The 14,760-nt window shown below is 63.7% G+C and carries 15 protein-coding genes and 1 tRNA gene; 12 read left to right on the forward strand and 4 right to left on the reverse strand.

The features are described 5' to 3' along the window. Positions 1-128 precede the first annotated feature (128 nt). From QQM37_RS03895 to QQM37_RS03920, 6 genes are all read left to right on the forward strand, one after another. Positions 129-722 carry a hypothetical protein gene (locus QQM37_RS03895; protein WP_285725183.1) on the forward strand — a complete coding sequence of 198 codons (594 nt, stop codon included), beginning with the start codon at positions 129-131 and terminating at the stop codon, positions 720-722. Between the two features lie 33 nt (positions 723-755). Beyond that, positions 756-2,432 (forward strand): FAD-binding dehydrogenase, encoded by a 1,677-nt coding sequence (locus QQM37_RS03900; protein ID WP_285725185.1) that lies wholly within the window; start codon positions 756-758, stop codon positions 2,430-2,432. Positions 2,433-2,608: 176 nt separating this feature from the next. Beyond that, positions 2,609-2,965 (forward strand): PadR family transcriptional regulator, encoded by a 357-nt coding sequence (locus QQM37_RS03905; protein ID WP_285725186.1) that lies wholly within the window; start codon positions 2,609-2,611, stop codon positions 2,963-2,965. Beyond that, the gene (locus tag QQM37_RS03910; RefSeq protein WP_285725187.1) at positions 2,962-3,345 is read left to right on the forward strand and encodes a DUF1048 domain-containing protein; all 384 of its coding nucleotides are present in this window, start codon (positions 2,962-2,964) and stop codon (positions 3,343-3,345) included. The genes QQM37_RS03905 and QQM37_RS03910 overlap by 4 nt, the downstream gene beginning before the upstream one ends. Continuing rightward, positions 3,342-4,124: an ABC transporter ATP-binding protein gene (locus QQM37_RS03915; RefSeq protein ID WP_285725188.1), complete on the forward strand. Its 783-nt coding sequence runs from the start codon at positions 3,342-3,344 to the stop codon at positions 4,122-4,124. Before QQM37_RS03910 ends, QQM37_RS03915 begins: the two co-directional genes overlap by 4 nt. Continuing rightward, positions 4,121-4,894, forward strand: a complete 774-nt coding sequence (locus QQM37_RS03920; RefSeq protein WP_285725190.1) for an ABC transporter permease — start codon at positions 4,121-4,123, stop codon at positions 4,892-4,894. The genes QQM37_RS03915 and QQM37_RS03920 overlap by 4 nt, the downstream gene beginning before the upstream one ends. 1 nt (position 4,895) lies before the next feature. Here QQM37_RS03920 and QQM37_RS03925 read toward each other — a convergent pair whose 3' ends face one another. From QQM37_RS03925 to QQM37_RS03935, 3 genes are all read right to left on the reverse strand, one after another. Continuing rightward, positions 4,896-6,236, reverse strand: a complete 1,341-nt coding sequence (locus tag QQM37_RS03925; RefSeq protein ID WP_285725191.1) for a Dyp-type peroxidase — start codon at positions 6,234-6,236, stop codon at positions 4,896-4,898. A gap of 36 nt (positions 6,237-6,272) precedes the next feature. Next, positions 6,273-7,061 (reverse strand): EfeM/EfeO family lipoprotein, encoded by a 789-nt coding sequence (locus tag QQM37_RS03930; RefSeq protein ID WP_285725193.1) that lies wholly within the window; start codon positions 7,059-7,061, stop codon positions 6,273-6,275. 133 nt (positions 7,062-7,194) lie between these two features. After that, positions 7,195-8,559, reverse strand: coding sequence for an LCP family protein (locus QQM37_RS03935; RefSeq protein ID WP_285725194.1), 1,365 nt, complete (start codon positions 8,557-8,559; stop codon positions 7,195-7,197). Between the two features lie 266 nt (positions 8,560-8,825). Here QQM37_RS03935 and bcp point away from each other — a divergent pair, with 266 nt between their 5' ends. The 5 genes from bcp to QQM37_RS03960 all read left to right on the forward strand — a co-directional run bounded on the left by bcp (position 8,826) and on the right by QQM37_RS03960 (position 11,895). Continuing rightward, a complete protein-coding gene (gene bcp, locus QQM37_RS03940) occupies positions 8,826-9,299 on the forward strand; it encodes a thioredoxin-dependent thiol peroxidase (protein ID WP_285725195.1) in 474 nt (157 codons plus the stop codon). A gap of 23 nt (positions 9,300-9,322) precedes the next feature. Continuing rightward, positions 9,323-9,404 (forward strand) — tRNA-Leu (locus QQM37_RS03945). 263 nt (positions 9,405-9,667) lie between these two features. After that, complete coding sequence (locus QQM37_RS03950) at positions 9,668-10,042, forward strand: ArsR/SmtB family transcription factor (protein ID WP_285725196.1); 375 nt, start codon at positions 9,668-9,670, stop codon at positions 10,040-10,042. Further along, on the forward strand, positions 10,017-10,988 hold the full coding sequence (locus tag QQM37_RS03955) for an SRPBCC family protein (RefSeq protein ID WP_285725197.1): 972 nt from the start codon (positions 10,017-10,019) through the stop codon (positions 10,986-10,988). The genes QQM37_RS03950 and QQM37_RS03955 overlap by 26 nt, the downstream gene beginning before the upstream one ends. Positions 10,989-11,037: 49 nt before the next feature. After that, on the forward strand, positions 11,038-11,895 hold the full coding sequence (locus QQM37_RS03960; protein ID WP_285725198.1) for an alpha/beta fold hydrolase: 858 nt from the start codon (positions 11,038-11,040) through the stop codon (positions 11,893-11,895). Positions 11,896-11,917: 22 nt separating this feature from the next. Here the strand turns inward: QQM37_RS03960 and QQM37_RS03965 are convergent, their stop codons facing one another. Continuing rightward, entirely contained in the window at positions 11,918-12,784 is an 867-nt protein-coding gene (locus QQM37_RS03965) for an SGNH/GDSL hydrolase family protein (protein WP_285725199.1), read from the reverse strand. 200 nt (positions 12,785-12,984) lie between these two features. Between QQM37_RS03965 and QQM37_RS03970 the strand changes: the two genes are divergently transcribed. Then, positions 12,985-14,625, forward strand: a complete 1,641-nt coding sequence (locus QQM37_RS03970; protein ID WP_285725201.1) for an ABC transporter substrate-binding protein — start codon at positions 12,985-12,987, stop codon at positions 14,623-14,625. Positions 14,626-14,760 lie beyond the last annotated feature (135 nt).

Here is a 14,760-nt window from a genome sequence, read left to right on the forward strand (position 1 = left end):
GCGTAGGGAAAGCATCAAGACCGGCGTCAACAGTCTCCTTCCGTGCTTGTCTGGGTTTGTCCGGGTTTGTTGGGTTTGCTGGGGGACCTGGACCAATGGGGGACCTGGACCAATAGGAGATGAGTTCCATGGACGGTGCAGTAGAAGACCTTGTCGTCGTGGACGATCACGGCGACTTCCGGTATTACCCCTCAGCGGCCAGGATGCTCTCCGACCTGGAGTATGTGGACGAGGCAGCCTGCATTCTGGACCGGGCCGGGCTCAACCGCCGTCTGACTCTCAATGACCGTCGGGAACTGGTCTGTGGGCCGCTGCTAGGCACTGTGCAGTTCGACTGGCTGCTGGAAGCCTGGACCCACGCACAGCATCAGAGCCTGCCCACCCACCGTCTGCTACGTCTGCTCCCCCACACTCTGAGCGAGCTGCTGGCTGTGCTCTTTGAAGTGCTCGCGCTGGAAGCCGGGGTGCATGCGGCCGAAGCATGGCTGATCAGCCTCGACGGCGAGCCAGAACAGCTGCCGGCTCTGGCCGAGGTCGATCGGCATCTGCACTCGATCCGCCAGCTGGACCAGGTGAGCGTCACCGATCCTTTCGGCCATGTCTACCGGCCGGTCCGGCATCGTGCGCATCATGGCCTGCCGCGCCACGGCTCCGTCCTCTCTTACGTCGAGCTGGCCTCGATCCGCCCTAGGATGAGCCCTACGGTGAGCCCTGAGCGGTAATCTCATGCTCGAGCGCAGGTGGAAGGCAATCACGTGGATGCAGACGTCATCATTGTGGGCGGTGGTCTCTCCGGGCTGGTGGCCGCCGGGGAACTGATCCGTCGCGGCAAACGCACCATCCTGCTGGAGCAGGAGAATGCTCACAACCTGGGCGGTCAGGCCTACTGGTCGTTCGGCGGGCTCTTCATGGTCGATACCCCGGAACAGCGTCGGCTGAGGATTCGTGATTCCTTCGACCTCGCCTGGCAGGACTGGCAGGGCAGCGCTCAGTGGGACCGGCTGGACGGCGATCGTCCGGACGACCAGTGGGCGGCGCGCTGGGGACGGGCCTACGTTGAATTCGCCGCCGGTGAAAAGCACGCCTGGCTTCGCGAGCAAGGCCTCAGCTTCACCCCGATGGTGGGTTGGGCGGAGCGCGGCGACGGCAATGCAGACGGCCATGGCAACTCGGTTCCCCGCTTCCACGTCGCCTGGGGCACCGGAACCGGGGTGAGCGAGCCCTTTGCTGACCGGGCCCGCGACGCCGCCCGCGGGTCGCGCCAGCAGATCCGGCATCGCCACCGTGTCGACCGGCTGCTGATGGAGGGCGGGCGCGTCGTCGGGGTGCAGGGCAGCGTTCTTGCCCCCGATGACGCCCAGCGCGGCGCGCCCTCCAACCGCACGGTGGTGGGCGATTTCGAGCTGCGAGCGCAGGCCGTCATCGTGACCAGCGGCGGCATTGGCGGCAACCACGAGCTGGTGCGCAAGCACTGGCCCTCGCGGCTGGGCACGCCACCGCGGCAGATGCTCACCGGCGTGCCCGCTTACGTGGATGGGCGAATGCACGGGATTGCCGCCGAGGCCGGGGCGCGGCTGGTCAACGAAGACCGGATGTGGCATTACACCGAGGGAATCGCCAACTGGAACCCGATCTGGCCGGATCATGCCATCCGCATTCTGCCCGGGCCATCCCCGCTGTGGTTTGATGCACTGGGACGCCGTCTGCCTGCGCCGTATCTGCCCGGTTATGACACGCTCGGCACGCTGAAGCATCTGCGCACGGCCCCGGGGCTGGCCGATCACGATCACTCCTGGTTCATCGTCACCGAGCGGATGATTGAAAAGGAGTTCGCGCTCTCGGGCTCGGAGCAAAACCCGGACATCACGAACCGTGACCGCAAACTGCTGCTCACTACCCGCCTGCTGCGTGGCGCGCCCGGGCCAGTGGAGGCCTTCAAACAGAAGGGCGCCGACTTCGTGGTGGCGCGGGATCTGCGCACATTGGTGGATCGGATGAATGCGCTGACCGATATGCCTTTGCTGGATGCGGCACGGATTGAGGAGCAGATCCGGCAGCGGGATGCGGAGATGGCCAATCCGTTCACCAAAGACGTGCAAGTCATGGGCATTCACAATGCCCGCCGCTATCTGGGAGATCGACTCACCCGGGTCGCGGCGCCGCATCGCGTACTGGACCCTGCTGCCGGGCCGCTGATCGGCGTCAAGCTTCACCTGTTGACTCGCAAATCCCTGGGCGGACTGCAGACCGACCTCCAGTCCCGCGTGCTGGCTCACGATGGCGCCCCGATCCCCGGACTGTATGCCGCGGGTGAGGTGGCGGGCTTCGGTGGCGGCGGGATGCACGGCTACAACGCGCTCGAGGGGACCTTTCTGGGTGGCTGCCTGTTCAGCGGGCGTGTCGCGGGCCGCGCCGTCGCGGACGCGTTGTAGACGCCCCTTCCCAGTTCTCCACGCCCCCTGGTTTCGCGAACGAAAACGGAAAAAGCACCCGCGATTGCGGGTGCTTTTTCCGTTTTCGGTCGCGAAATGTGGCCTTGCGCTTTCACTACTTAGCGCTACTATGTACTAGTAGCTAGTATCAATGAGTAGTTGGCCGGAGGGGTCCGATGGGCAAACAGATGACAGAAATGCTCAAGGGAACACTGGAGGGCATTGTTCTGGCTCTCCTCACCGCGAACCCGGCCTACGGGTACGAAATCACGACGCAACTGCGTGCTGAGGGCTTCACCGACATCGCCGAGGGAACGGTCTACGCACTGCTGATCCGGGTCGAACAGCGTGGCCTGGTGGACGTAACCAAGGTTCCCTCAGAGAAGGGGCCTCCCCGCAAGGTCTATTCGCTGAACGCGCAGGGTCGTGCCTATCTCGAGGAGTTCTGGGGGTCCTGGAAATTCCTCGCAGAACGAATCGAACAACTCCACCACCACATCGAACACCCGCAGAAGCAGGGAGAGTCATCATGACAGCACGATGGATCGAGGCCCTCACCGGACCCCTCGAACAGAAGAAGCAGTACAAGCAGGACAAGGCGCGCATCGATTCGCTCCCGGAACCGTACGGCACCGCGGCGAAGGCCATGCACCGGTATTTCATGTACTACGGCGGAATCACCGACGGCGACACCCTGATCACCATGTTCGGCGATCTCGCTGACCTGTGGGAGCGTGCAGCAGCGGACGGGACCCCCATCCGGCAGATTGTCGGCGAAGATCCGGTGGAGTTCGCGGAAACCTTCGCACAGGCCTATAACGGCAAACAGTGGATCGACAAGGAACGGGCCCGTCTGACGAAGGCGATCAACGAGGCCGCTGGGCCACAAGCATCAGGAATAGAACCGTCATGAACACCGACGCCGCCATCCGGGTGCATGGCATTGAGAAGTCCTACCAGGACCTGCACGTCCTGCGGGGAGTGAACTTCGAGGTAGCGCCAGGGAGCATTTTCGCCCTGCTCGGTTCCAATGGGGCGGGCAAGACGACACTGGTGCGGATCCTCTCCACCCTGTTGACAGCCGATGCCGGAACGGCCACGGTGCACGGCTTCGACGTCGCCACGAAGCCCGGCGGCGTCCGGGAGTCGATCAGCCTCACCGGCCAGTTCGCTGCGGTCGATGAGGTGCTCACCGGCCGGGAGAACCTTATGCTGGTCGCCAGGCTGCGCCACCTGAAGAACCCGGGAGTGATCGCCGACGATCTGCTCGCCCGCTTCTCGCTCAGCGAGGCGGGAGCCCGGCGCGCTGGCACCTATTCCGGTGGCATGCGACGTCGGCTCGACATCTCGATGAGCCTGATCGGCTCTCCGCCAGTCATTTTCCTCGATGAGCCGACCACCGGACTCGACCCGCAGGCGCGAATCGAGGTCTGGCAGACCATCAAACAACTCGCCGGTCAGGGCACGACGGTGCTGCTCACCACACAGACCCTCGACGAGGCAGAACATCTTGCGGACCGCATCGCGATCCTGCACCGGGGAACGATCATTCAGAACGGAACCCTCGGCGAACTCAAACAGCTCCTCCCACCCGCCACTGTGGAATACGTCGAGAAGGAGCCCACCCTCGAGGAGGTTTTCCTCGCCCTCGTCGGCGACTCGAGCGGGACCGAAGAAAAGGACGAATCATGACCACGCAGCCCTCACACGCCCTCAGCGATACCGGCGTGCTCACTGGCCGCTCGCTACGCCACATCCTCCGCAGTCCGGACACGATCATCACCACAGCGGTCACTCCGATCGCCCTGATGCTCCTGTTCGTCTACGTACTCGGCGGAGCAATCCACACGGGATCCGATGAGTCGTACGTCAATTACCTGCTCCCCGGCATCCTGCTCATCACCATCGCCTCAGGCATCGCCTACACCGCATACCGGCTGTTCCTCGACCTGCAGGGCGGTATTTTCGAACGCTTCCAGTCCATGCCGATCGCACGGTCGAGCGTGCTCTGGGCGCATGTGCTCACCTCGCTGGTGGCGAACCTGGTCTCGGTCGCGATCGTCATCGGCGTGGCGTTGATCATGGGCTTCCGCACCAGTGCGTCGGTGGGCGCATGGCTTGCGGTCGCCGGGGTTCTAGTCCTGTTCACCGTTGCCCTCACTTGGCTGGCCGTGATCGCCGGGCTCTCCGCGAAGACCGTTGATGGCGCCAGCGCGTTCAGTTACCCCTTGATCTTCCTGCCGTTCATCTCCTCGGCCTTCGTGCCCACCTCCACCATGCCCGGCCCAGTCGCCTGGTTCGCCGAGAACCAGCCGGTGACCTCCATCGTCAACACGATCCGGGACCTGTTCACTGAGCAGCCCGTCGGTGACGGCATCTGGATCGCTCTCGCCTGGCTGGTGGGCATCCTGGTGGTGGCCTACGCCTTCGCGATCACGATCTACCGGCGCAAAATCGCCTGAATCAGGCAAACAGCCCCTGGCCCAGGTATCCCCCACGGTCTTTCTGGTCCGCCGAAACCCCGGGCAGCACAATAAAGTAGCCGCCCCCAAAGGGCTGGATGTAGTCCGTCATCGGCTCGTTGATCAGGCGGGTCTGCACCGCCTCGAACTGTTCCTGGATGTTGCGCTGATAGCAGGCGAAGATCAGTCCGGCCTGCATATTGCCATTGAGATCGATGCCCAGGTCATAGTTGTAGCCCCTGCGGAGGAACCGCGAGCCATCGGTCTCCTGAGTCCTCGGATTGGCCAGACGGATATGAGCATCGAGCGGGATCGCCTCGCCCTGCGGGTCCTTGCTGTAGTCGGGAATATCTGTCTCTTTCTTCATCCCCAGCGGCGCCCCGGAGGCCCGTTCACGGCCGATCATGCCGTCCTGTTCCCCCAGGCCGACCCGGTCCCAGAACTCCACGAGCATCCGGATCAGCCGCACCACCATGAAGGTTCCCCCCACGGCCCAGTCGGGCTGGCCGGAGTTCTTCTCGATCCAGACCAACGGCTCGGCGGGGCCAGGATTGACGATGCCGTCCTTGTAGCCAAAGAGATTGCGCGGCGCACCGGAGGGCCGCGGCGCGGAGTGGAAGCCGTTGATCTTCCACTGCAGTTGCAGGGTTCCGCGGGTTGCTTTCATCACATCGCGCAGGGCGAAGTGGATCATATCGGTGGAGTCGGCGCAGAACTGGAGCAGCAGATCGCCACCCAGCCAGGCCTCATCCGGCGCGTCATTGGGGAAGGTCTTCATCTCCGTCAGGCCCTGGGGTTTCTTCCCGGCCAGCCCGTAAGCAGGGTTGTCGAAGAGACTGGCAGCCAGGGCGACGGTCAGGCTGAAGCTGCAGGGAGGAACGTCTTCGCCGAGCACGCCGGAGTCGTCCGGCGGCCCACCGCTGACCACCGGCATCTCGGTGGACAGAATGGGAGTGTCCGCGCGGTGCCCAGCAGCCAGGCGCGCGCCCTTGGCAGTCAGCGTCTGGAACAGGGATTTGAGTTCCTCGCGGTCCTTGGCCAGCACTCGGAACGCGGCAAAGCAGGAATGCGCCTGCTGATCCGCCGGACGGTAAACCCCCGCCTGAGTGGGGCCGTAAAACTCGACCGCTTCCGGGGCGGATGCCGCCGCCGCGCTGGGGGCACCGTGCGGGGCCAGAGCGGCGATGGCGGTTGCAGCGAGTGCAGCAGTGGCCCCACCGGCACCAGCACCGAGCAGGAAGGAACGGCGGCCCAGGCGGTGCGGTGAACGCTCGGCGGGCTGCGTTGCGTTCTGGCTGGCCTGTGCTGGCTCCGTGGCAGGAGTGAGCTTCTTCTCAGTCATGGTTTCTGGCGTCTTTTCTCGGTGATCTGGGGTGTGTCAGTCGTCAAGGGAGAACATCGGCGGCACATAGGCCAGCGTCTCCAGGGCGCGGCCGATGGCGCCATTCACCGGTTGGCGCTGGGCCAGCGGCAGTTGGCGATAGTCGGGCCAGCGATCCCCGAGCTTCGCGGAGGACAGTGCGGCATCCAGCGCGTCCAGATCCGCAGAAATGAGCGCGGAATAGCCCGCTTTGTGGGCGTCGATCAGGGAACTCAGCAGGGTCAGCACCACCTGGGTCGCTTCAACATCAGCCCAGGTGAGGGCGAGCGCCATTCCCGATCCCTGGTCGTTGTTTCCGCTCAGATTGTCCCGGAGTGAGTCTTCCAGAATCTCGTGGCAGCGAAGTGGCATGGCGGATCCGGCGACCGTCAGCTCCGGCAGTTTCACCAGCAGGTCCGCCAGATTCTTCTGCAGATCCTCGATCACCGGAGCGAGTTCAGCAGCGCTCTGACCGTGGTAGAGCCCGTATTCCACCCGATGCAGGCCGGTGAATCCGGGGTCTGCGACGCCTTTTTCCAGACCGAGTGGCAGGCCATTGATGGCGCCGCCGAGGTCCCCGAAGCTTCCGTAGGCTGCGCCCACCCGTTGCCAGCTCAGCTGCGCTGCAAGCCATTGGTCGCGGGCGGCATCGACGTTCTGCGCCTGAATCGCCGCTGCCAATGTGTTCAGCTGGCTCTGGAGCGTATGCAGCGTGGACTCGACGTAGCCACGATAGGAGTCCAGGGCGGCATCCATCGTGGAGGCCGGGGCCAGGACGGGCGTGGGCGGAGTGTCGCTGAGGGGCATAGGAGTCCTTCGCAAGAGGGCATAAAAGGTAAGGCAAACCTTATCCTAATAACAACATGTCGATCTTGCGTAATTTGACTCACGTCACACTGAATGACGTCCGAAGGGACCGCTCATTCAGGGCAGGTGAAAGCTACTTCACGCAGGGAATCCCGCCACCCTGAAGAGAGCCGCTCCAGTCGCTGTAGCTCGCCGGAGGCGTCGTAGCCGGCGCAGTCGGCGCGGAATTCCCCCCAGCCGCACCACCCCCGGAGGGATAGCCTGGAGAACCAGGATCAGCACTCGCAGGCGCCGCACCGCCCTGACCCGCGCTGCTCGGGGCCGTGGCAGGACCAGAGGCGGTTGCGGGCGTGCTGGCGTGCGCCGGGGACAGGAGATCCTTGACCACCTGCTGCACCTGTTTGACGTCCACAGTGTTGATCGAGGCACCATCCGGGGAGGTGCCGAAACCGGTGATAGGCAAGGTAGTGAAGGAGACGTTGCCGCCGGAGAGTGAGGTTGCCTGCTGGCCGAACTCGATCAGGTTCAGCCCCGAATCCACCACGATGTTCTTGCTCACGGCATCGAGGACGTTCTGCATTTTGGGCAGGTCGGTCAGGGTACCGGCCTGCTTGAGCTGGTGCAGCACCGAGACGATAAAGGCCTGCTGGCGGCGTTCGCGGTCCAGGTCCGTGAAGGCGTAGGAGGGGTTGGTGGTGTCCCGGCGCTGACGGACGAAGGCCATGGCCTGTTTGGCGTCGATCTGCTGCATCCCCTGCTTGAAATCGGCTCCGGAATAGGTGTCCTGAGTGGCCTTGTTCACGCAGACGGTGATCGGTGCGACGGCCTGGGCCACCTGGTAGAACGCAGCCATGGTCACTTCGATGAAGTGATCGATGTGCACACTGCCCAGGAACTGGGTGACGGTCGCAATTTCCGCCTGACGTCCGGCATCGCGCGCGGCCTGGTAGGTCTCATCATTGTCCGGCTTGCCCGCGTTGATCAGCGCGGTTTTCCTGGCGGCAAAACCATAGCCGTACGCCTCCTTGATCTTCGCTTTGAACCCGGCACCATCGAATCCCGCAGTCTGCACATAGTCATCGCGGGGAATCGACAGAGCCGTCGCTCTGGACCCATCTGCAGGAATGTGCATGAGCATGAGCACATTTGAGTTGTACCCACCGGAACTGTCATCCCCGGCATGGAGCGCATCGTAGAGCTCCGGCGGCAACGGCTTGCCCTGTTCGTCCAGCCGCGAGTCCAGGCCCATGATGAGAATATTGGTATCCTGCGTCAGCTTGGGCACCGAGGTCTGGCCCTGCAAGACGTCCGAGCGGTGAAGGTTGTTGTTGAAGTTCAGCGCCGTGACCCCGATATATCCGACGACGCCAAGGATCAGGACCAGCACGGCAGCGATGCCGCCGACGACGACGCGACGCCGGCGGAACATTTTCCGCCGCCGGTCCCGCTCAAGGAGCTGGTCGTACAACGATGGCGTGGAGTTCTCGGGTGCAGTCATGCGTTTCCCCTCGGTGACCAGGCCGGGGCCTGTGGATGCAGGTCTGCCGCTGGTCAGCGACACTCTTCCGAGTGTCCCACGACGACGTGCGCCTGCACAGCTTCCGCCATGGTAGACCTGCTGAGCACTGTGTCTGAGACTCCTGTGTGCGAAGCATGAGTGAACCAGCAGCGGCTGCTGGCCCGGAGGCCAGAGGCAACACACGGCTGATAGGGTGTCATGGTCCGTTTTGCGGCAAAGACCACACTCATCCAGGAGGACCACGCGTGACGCAGCACAGGCTCAGCCCCGGTGATCAGGCTCCGGAATTCTCTCTGCTGGATGCCCGGGGAACCACTGTTTCGCTGCGGGAGTTCCGGGGGCGGAAGGTCATCCTGTACTTCTATCCCGCGGCGTCGACCCCCGCCTGCACCACTCAGGCCTGCAACTTCCGGGACAACCTCGGGGTGTTCTCCGCGGCCGGCTATGCCGTCATCGGGCTCTCACCGGATTCCGCTGAGGATGTTGCGCGCTTTGCCCGGGAGGAAGACCTGACGTTTCCCCTGCTGGCGGATCCGGGCCATCTCACGGCTCTCGCCTATGGCACCTGGGGTGAGAAGAAAAATTACGGGCGCATTTACCAGGGGCTGATCCGGTCGACCTTCGTTCTGGACGAGCAGGGCGTCATCGTGCTGGCTCAGTACAACGTGCGAGCCACGGGGCATGTCGCCAAACTGCGGCGGGATCTCAAGCTAGACTGAGTTCCCGGTCCGGGATCCGGCCAGCGCGAGTGGTGAAATTGGTATACACGCCAGATTTAGGTTCTGGTGTCTTCGGACGTGCGGGTTCAAGTCCCGCCTCGCGCACTCTTTTTCACACGGTTACCGCACACCGTGCTGCAAGGCGAAGGCGTCAGGGTTTTGAGCATTTACCGGGCACCGCGCACACCAAAGCCCCGAAAATTCAACGAACTTCTGACGGCATCGGGCAGTAAGTGCTTAAAACTTTGACGCACCTGAACCGGGGTGCCTGAGTCACTTCATCGATCACCGGCGCGTGAGCGCTCGAAGCACTCTACGATGCAGCAAACTCTTGACACTCGCATTCTGGCGCGATAATCTACAACCAAATGGTTGTAGATCAAGAGCTCAGCGACTCCGAGGTGGACCGGATCTTCCAGGCCCTCGCAGACGCAACACGGCGCGATATCCTGCGCCGCACCATCGAGGCCGAGCAGTCGGTCTCGACCCTTGCTGCGGCGTATGACATGTCTTTCGCCGCCGTACAAAAGCACGTCGCCGTGCTCGAAGCTGCCCGCCTGATCGTCAAGCGGTCCGAGGGAAGGGAGCGACTTGTGCGCACCGATCCCCGCACGATCGCCCGCGCCCAGCACCTACTGGAGCGCTACCAGGAGCTCTGGCGTCACCGCATCGCCACCATCGATGCGCTGTTCGCCGAGCCGGCCGAAGGAGAGAGCCATGCCCATCACCCAGATCACCACTGACCCCGAAGCACTGACGCTCACGGTCGACGCCGAGTTCGAGGCATCCGTCGACCGCGTCTGGAGCGTCTTCACCAACCCGCGCCAGCTCGAGCGCTTCTGGGGCCCTCCCGGCTGGCCCGCGACATTCAGTGCCTTCGACTTTGAGCCGGGCGGCCTCGCCCAGTACTCGATGACCGGCCCCAACGGCTCCTGCCACCACGCCCGCTGGGAGTTCCTGCGCATCGACGCACCGACCTCCTACGAGGTTCTGGACGGATTCGCCGATGAGAACGGCAACCTCGTCACTGGAATGGCACCCATGCGCATGGTCTTCAGCTTCACACCCGAGGGTGCTCGCACACGATTTGCTGCGGTGACCCACTTCGAGTCGCTCGAGTCCTTGGAGCAGCAGGTTGGTATGGGCATGGTCGAAGGGATGCAGATGGCGATGGGCCAGATCGACGCCGTCCTGCAGGAGCTGCGCGTCTACGCGCAGGGCAAGGGCACCCGCGTCGAGGTACTCGACGACCAGCACATCCGCATCACACGGCTCGTGAACGGGCCGCGTGAGCTCGTCTGGCGCGCCCACACCGAGCCGGAGCTCCTGAACCAATGGCTGCTCGGGCCCGACGGCTGGCGGATGACCGTGTGCGACGTCGACCCGGTAGTCGGCGGAAAGTACCGGTACGCCTGGGAGGGGCCAGGCGAATCGTTCGGTTTCGACGGCGAGCATCTCGTGATGGATGCCCCGCGCCGCGCCGTCACGACCGAGCACATGACAGGCACCGACTACCCAGCCACGGTCAACGACCTCCAGTTGTACGAGGAGGACGGTGCAACGCTGCTGACCCTCATCGTCGAGTACGCGGATGCCGCAACCCGCGACCTGGTGCTCGCGACCGGCATGGTGGAGGGCATGGAGACCAGCTACGAACGCCTCGAGCGCGAGGTGCTTGCCGCGGCCTGAAGCGGGATCACCAGCGATGACCCTCGATCAACCACTGAAAGGAACTGACATGACTGAACGAACGATCTCGACCCGCGTCGTCGGCGAGGGCGAGGATGCCATCACTTACGACGTACAGGGCGACCTCGCTGCAGGGGTCCCGCTCTTCCTGTTCGGGGCACCGATGGATGCCTCCGGCTTCCGTCAGCTCGCCGAGCAGTTCACCGACCGGGCCATCGTGACCTACGACCCGCGCGGCGCTGGCCGCAACCCTGCTGGCACAAGCGACATCACTACTGCGCGGCATGCGGAAGACGTGCACCGCGTCATCACGGCGCTGGGCGCCGGCCCGGTGGATGCGTTCGGATCGAGCGGTGGCGCGGTCAATCTGCTCACCCTCGCGGCGCTGTATCCCTCCGATCTGCGGATGATCGTCGCGCACGAGCCACCTTCGGCGCCGCTGCTGCCGGATGCCGGGGAGATTCGCGCGGTCGTCACGGACCTCAAGCGGACGTACGAGGAGCAAGGCGACGGCCCTGCGATGGCCAAGTTCATCGCCTTCGTGATGTTCGACGGCATCGTGCCGGAGTCGTATCTCGACAAGCCCGCGCCCGATCCGGCGATGTTTGGGATGTCCGCAGCGGACGACGGCTCACGGTCGAATCCGTTGTTCCGCAACATGCCGTCGATCATTGTGGACCCGATCAACACCGAGGCGCTGCGGGCTCTTGGCGATCGACTCGTCCTCGCCTACGGAGTCGAATCCGGTCAGACGATGGCGGCGCGGGGCGCGCGGGCGGTGGCGGCTGAGATCGGCATCGTGCCCACCGAGTTCCCAGGGAGCCACGGTTCGTTCCACGATGAGCCAATGTATCCCGGCATCCCGGTCGAGTTCGGCGTGCGGCTGCGCGAGGTCCTGGACCGCTGACCATAGCGGCCGCGTAGTTGGCTTACCCTTCCGGTTTGCGCAGATACGGCAGCAGGATATCTTCAAATTTCTGTGCCAGATACTGATGCCCCAGCACGGTCGGATGATCACCGTCCGGGCCGATCAGTTCCGCCTTCGCTCCCATGATCCACTCCTGGGCAATCGGGTCAATGAAGGTGTCCCCCAAGGCAGCAGCGCCATCGCGGATCTGGTCCCGGATAGTCAGCAGGTCAGGATCCACCTCTGTGGTGTAGGACGCTGGCCCCACAAAGAGCAGCGTGGCCTGCGGCGCCCTCGCCCGGACATAGGAGGCAACCTTCGCCATCTCCCCGGGAATCTGGCTCACGTCCTCGCCAATGTCATTTTCGGTGCCGTAGACCACCACGATCTGAGCCTCCGGCACCACTGCGCGGGCCTGCTCGCTGAAGGTGAGCCCGCCGCTGCCCGGAACCAGATACCCTGCGCCGTTTTCTGCCGCGTTGTACAAGGTGAGGTTCTCACCCAGTCGGGCAAAGTCCTGGACCAGGACGTTGGGCCAGGAGTCCTGAACCGACGTCTGGAATCCGGTGCTGATCGAGTCTCCCAGCACCACCACGGTATTGAGATTGCCGCTGACGTTGGCCGAGCCGACCGCCACGTTGACCGGAGGCGCCGCAGCATCGGTGGAACCGGCATCTGCTTCCGATGGCGATGCGCCGGCGGAAGCCGCGCCTGAAGCCGGCGATTCGCTCACGGTGGGCTTGAGCGTCACCACCAGCGGTCCAGCTCCTCCAGCACAGCCGGTGAGCAGGACCAGAAGGGACAGCAGGATCATCAGACCAGGCACCCGCGGCCGACGGCGTCGCCGTGCCTGCCTGGAGGATGCCCCCCTGCGCGTCAGCCCGGTCATGGCACCAACGCTAACCCACCCCACGGACCTCTGCGTATCAGCCAGGTATCAAAAAAGTGTCAAAATCAGGCCGCAGGTGCTCGGCAGCGTGACCAAAGGCACAGCGCCGGCCGCAGAATCCCTGAAGTCAAGAGAGGCCTCCAGCACCGCAGGCTGACTAGTATTGAGAGACTCATATACCCGGACAGGAAGTGCAGCACGTGCGACGAGGACCGAAACTCCGCGCCGTAGCCGGCTTGGCGTTGACGCTGGCGGTGGCGGGCTGCACCACTGTACCGTCGCCGTCCCCTTCGCACAGCAATCCGGCCGCCACCACGGAGTTCCGCTTCGGCACTGCGGCCGATCCGATGGGGCTGGATCCATCGCTCGTCAGTGACGTGGATTCCACCAGGGTCACCCGTCAGATTTTCGAGGGTCTGGTCACCGTGGACCCGAATACCTCCAAACCTGCGCCGGCCCTGGCCACCTCCTGGAAGCAGATTGACAACGGCTTCGGCTACACCTTCACCCTTCGGGACAAGGTCACGTTCCAGGACGGCACGCCCTTCAACGCCGATGCCGTCTGCTTCAACTTTGAGCGCTGGTTCCACCTGCCCACGGCCAGTGGTGGTGCGGCCATCCCGCAGACGTTCAAGGATGTCTTCCGCACGTTCAGCGATGATCCGCAGAATTCGACCTATAAATCCTGCCGTGCCGACGATGACCACACGGTGACCATCTCCATGAACTCCGCGCCGAGCAATTTCCTCAGCGCCCTGACCCAGCCCGCCTTTGCCATCGCCTCACCCACCGCGCTGAAAAATGAGCATGCCGATGTGATCGATCAGACGCAGGGAGCCCATAAGGTCTCTTCTTTTGCCCTCAACCCGGTGGGCACCGGCCCCTTCACTCTGAGTTCCTGGAAAAACGGCATCGTCGGCCTGAGCCAGAACGCCCAGTACTGGGGCACCAGGGGGCAGGTGAAAACGGTCCAGCTGGTCACCTACGCCCAGCCCCAGGCCAGGCTGCAGGCCCTGATGCGCGGCGACATCGACGGCTATGACTTCGTCACCGCAGATAACCTCAACACCCTGGTCAAGGGCGGTATGCAGGTCATGCAACGGGACCCGTTCTCCGTGCTGTACCTCGGGCTGAATCAGGCCATCCCCGCTCTGTCCGACCTCAAAGTCCGCCAGGCCATCGCCCAGGGCCTGGACAAAGAGAGCATCGTCAAGGCCTTCTTCATCGACGGCTCGGCCAAGACTTCTCAGTTCGTCCCCTCCAAGCTCAGTGGTTTCAACAACCAGGTGGCCGGGCTGCCCTTTGACCGGGCCAAGGCCAAGAAGCTCCTCGCCGAATCCAGCTATAAGGGTGAACCTCTTCCGTTCTACTATCCGCTCAATGTCACCCGGCCTTATCTGCCCACACCGGAGAAGGTCTATGCGGAGATTGCCGCGGAGCTGACCGACATCGGCTTCACCATCAAGCCCGTTCCGGTGGACTGGACCGAGGACTATGTGGGCAAGATCACGGCGGATAAAAACCATGCCTTCTACCTTCTGGGCACCAATGGGACCTATGCCGATCCGGATAGCTTCCTGGGGCCGCTCTTCGGCCAGCCCAATGCCGCCCTGGGGTACAACGATCCGCAGACCATCAGCAAGATCAGCCGGGCACGGACTCTGACCGACGGCCCGGACAGGGTCCAGGCCTATCAGGACATCAACAAAGAGCTGGCCGATTCGCTGCCCGCCGTCCCGATCGCTGTGCCGATCTCCGCGCTCGCGCTCTCACCCAGAGTAGGGAACTACCCGGTGAATCCGATGCTCCAGGAAGTCTTCAACACCATCACCCTGAGCTGATTCTCAGGTGACATCACACACCGCCGGAGACACCGTTTCAATTGGGTGAAGTGCGGGCCTGCGCGATACTCTTCTTAGGCATCCCACGCCTTTTCAGGCCTACGGGGCACGCTTGTCCGCAACGCCGACCGGAGA

The organism is Psychromicrobium xiongbiense (assembly GCF_030271165.1).
Taxonomy (GTDB): Bacteria; Actinomycetota; Actinomycetes; order Actinomycetales; family Micrococcaceae; genus Renibacterium; species Renibacterium xiongbiense.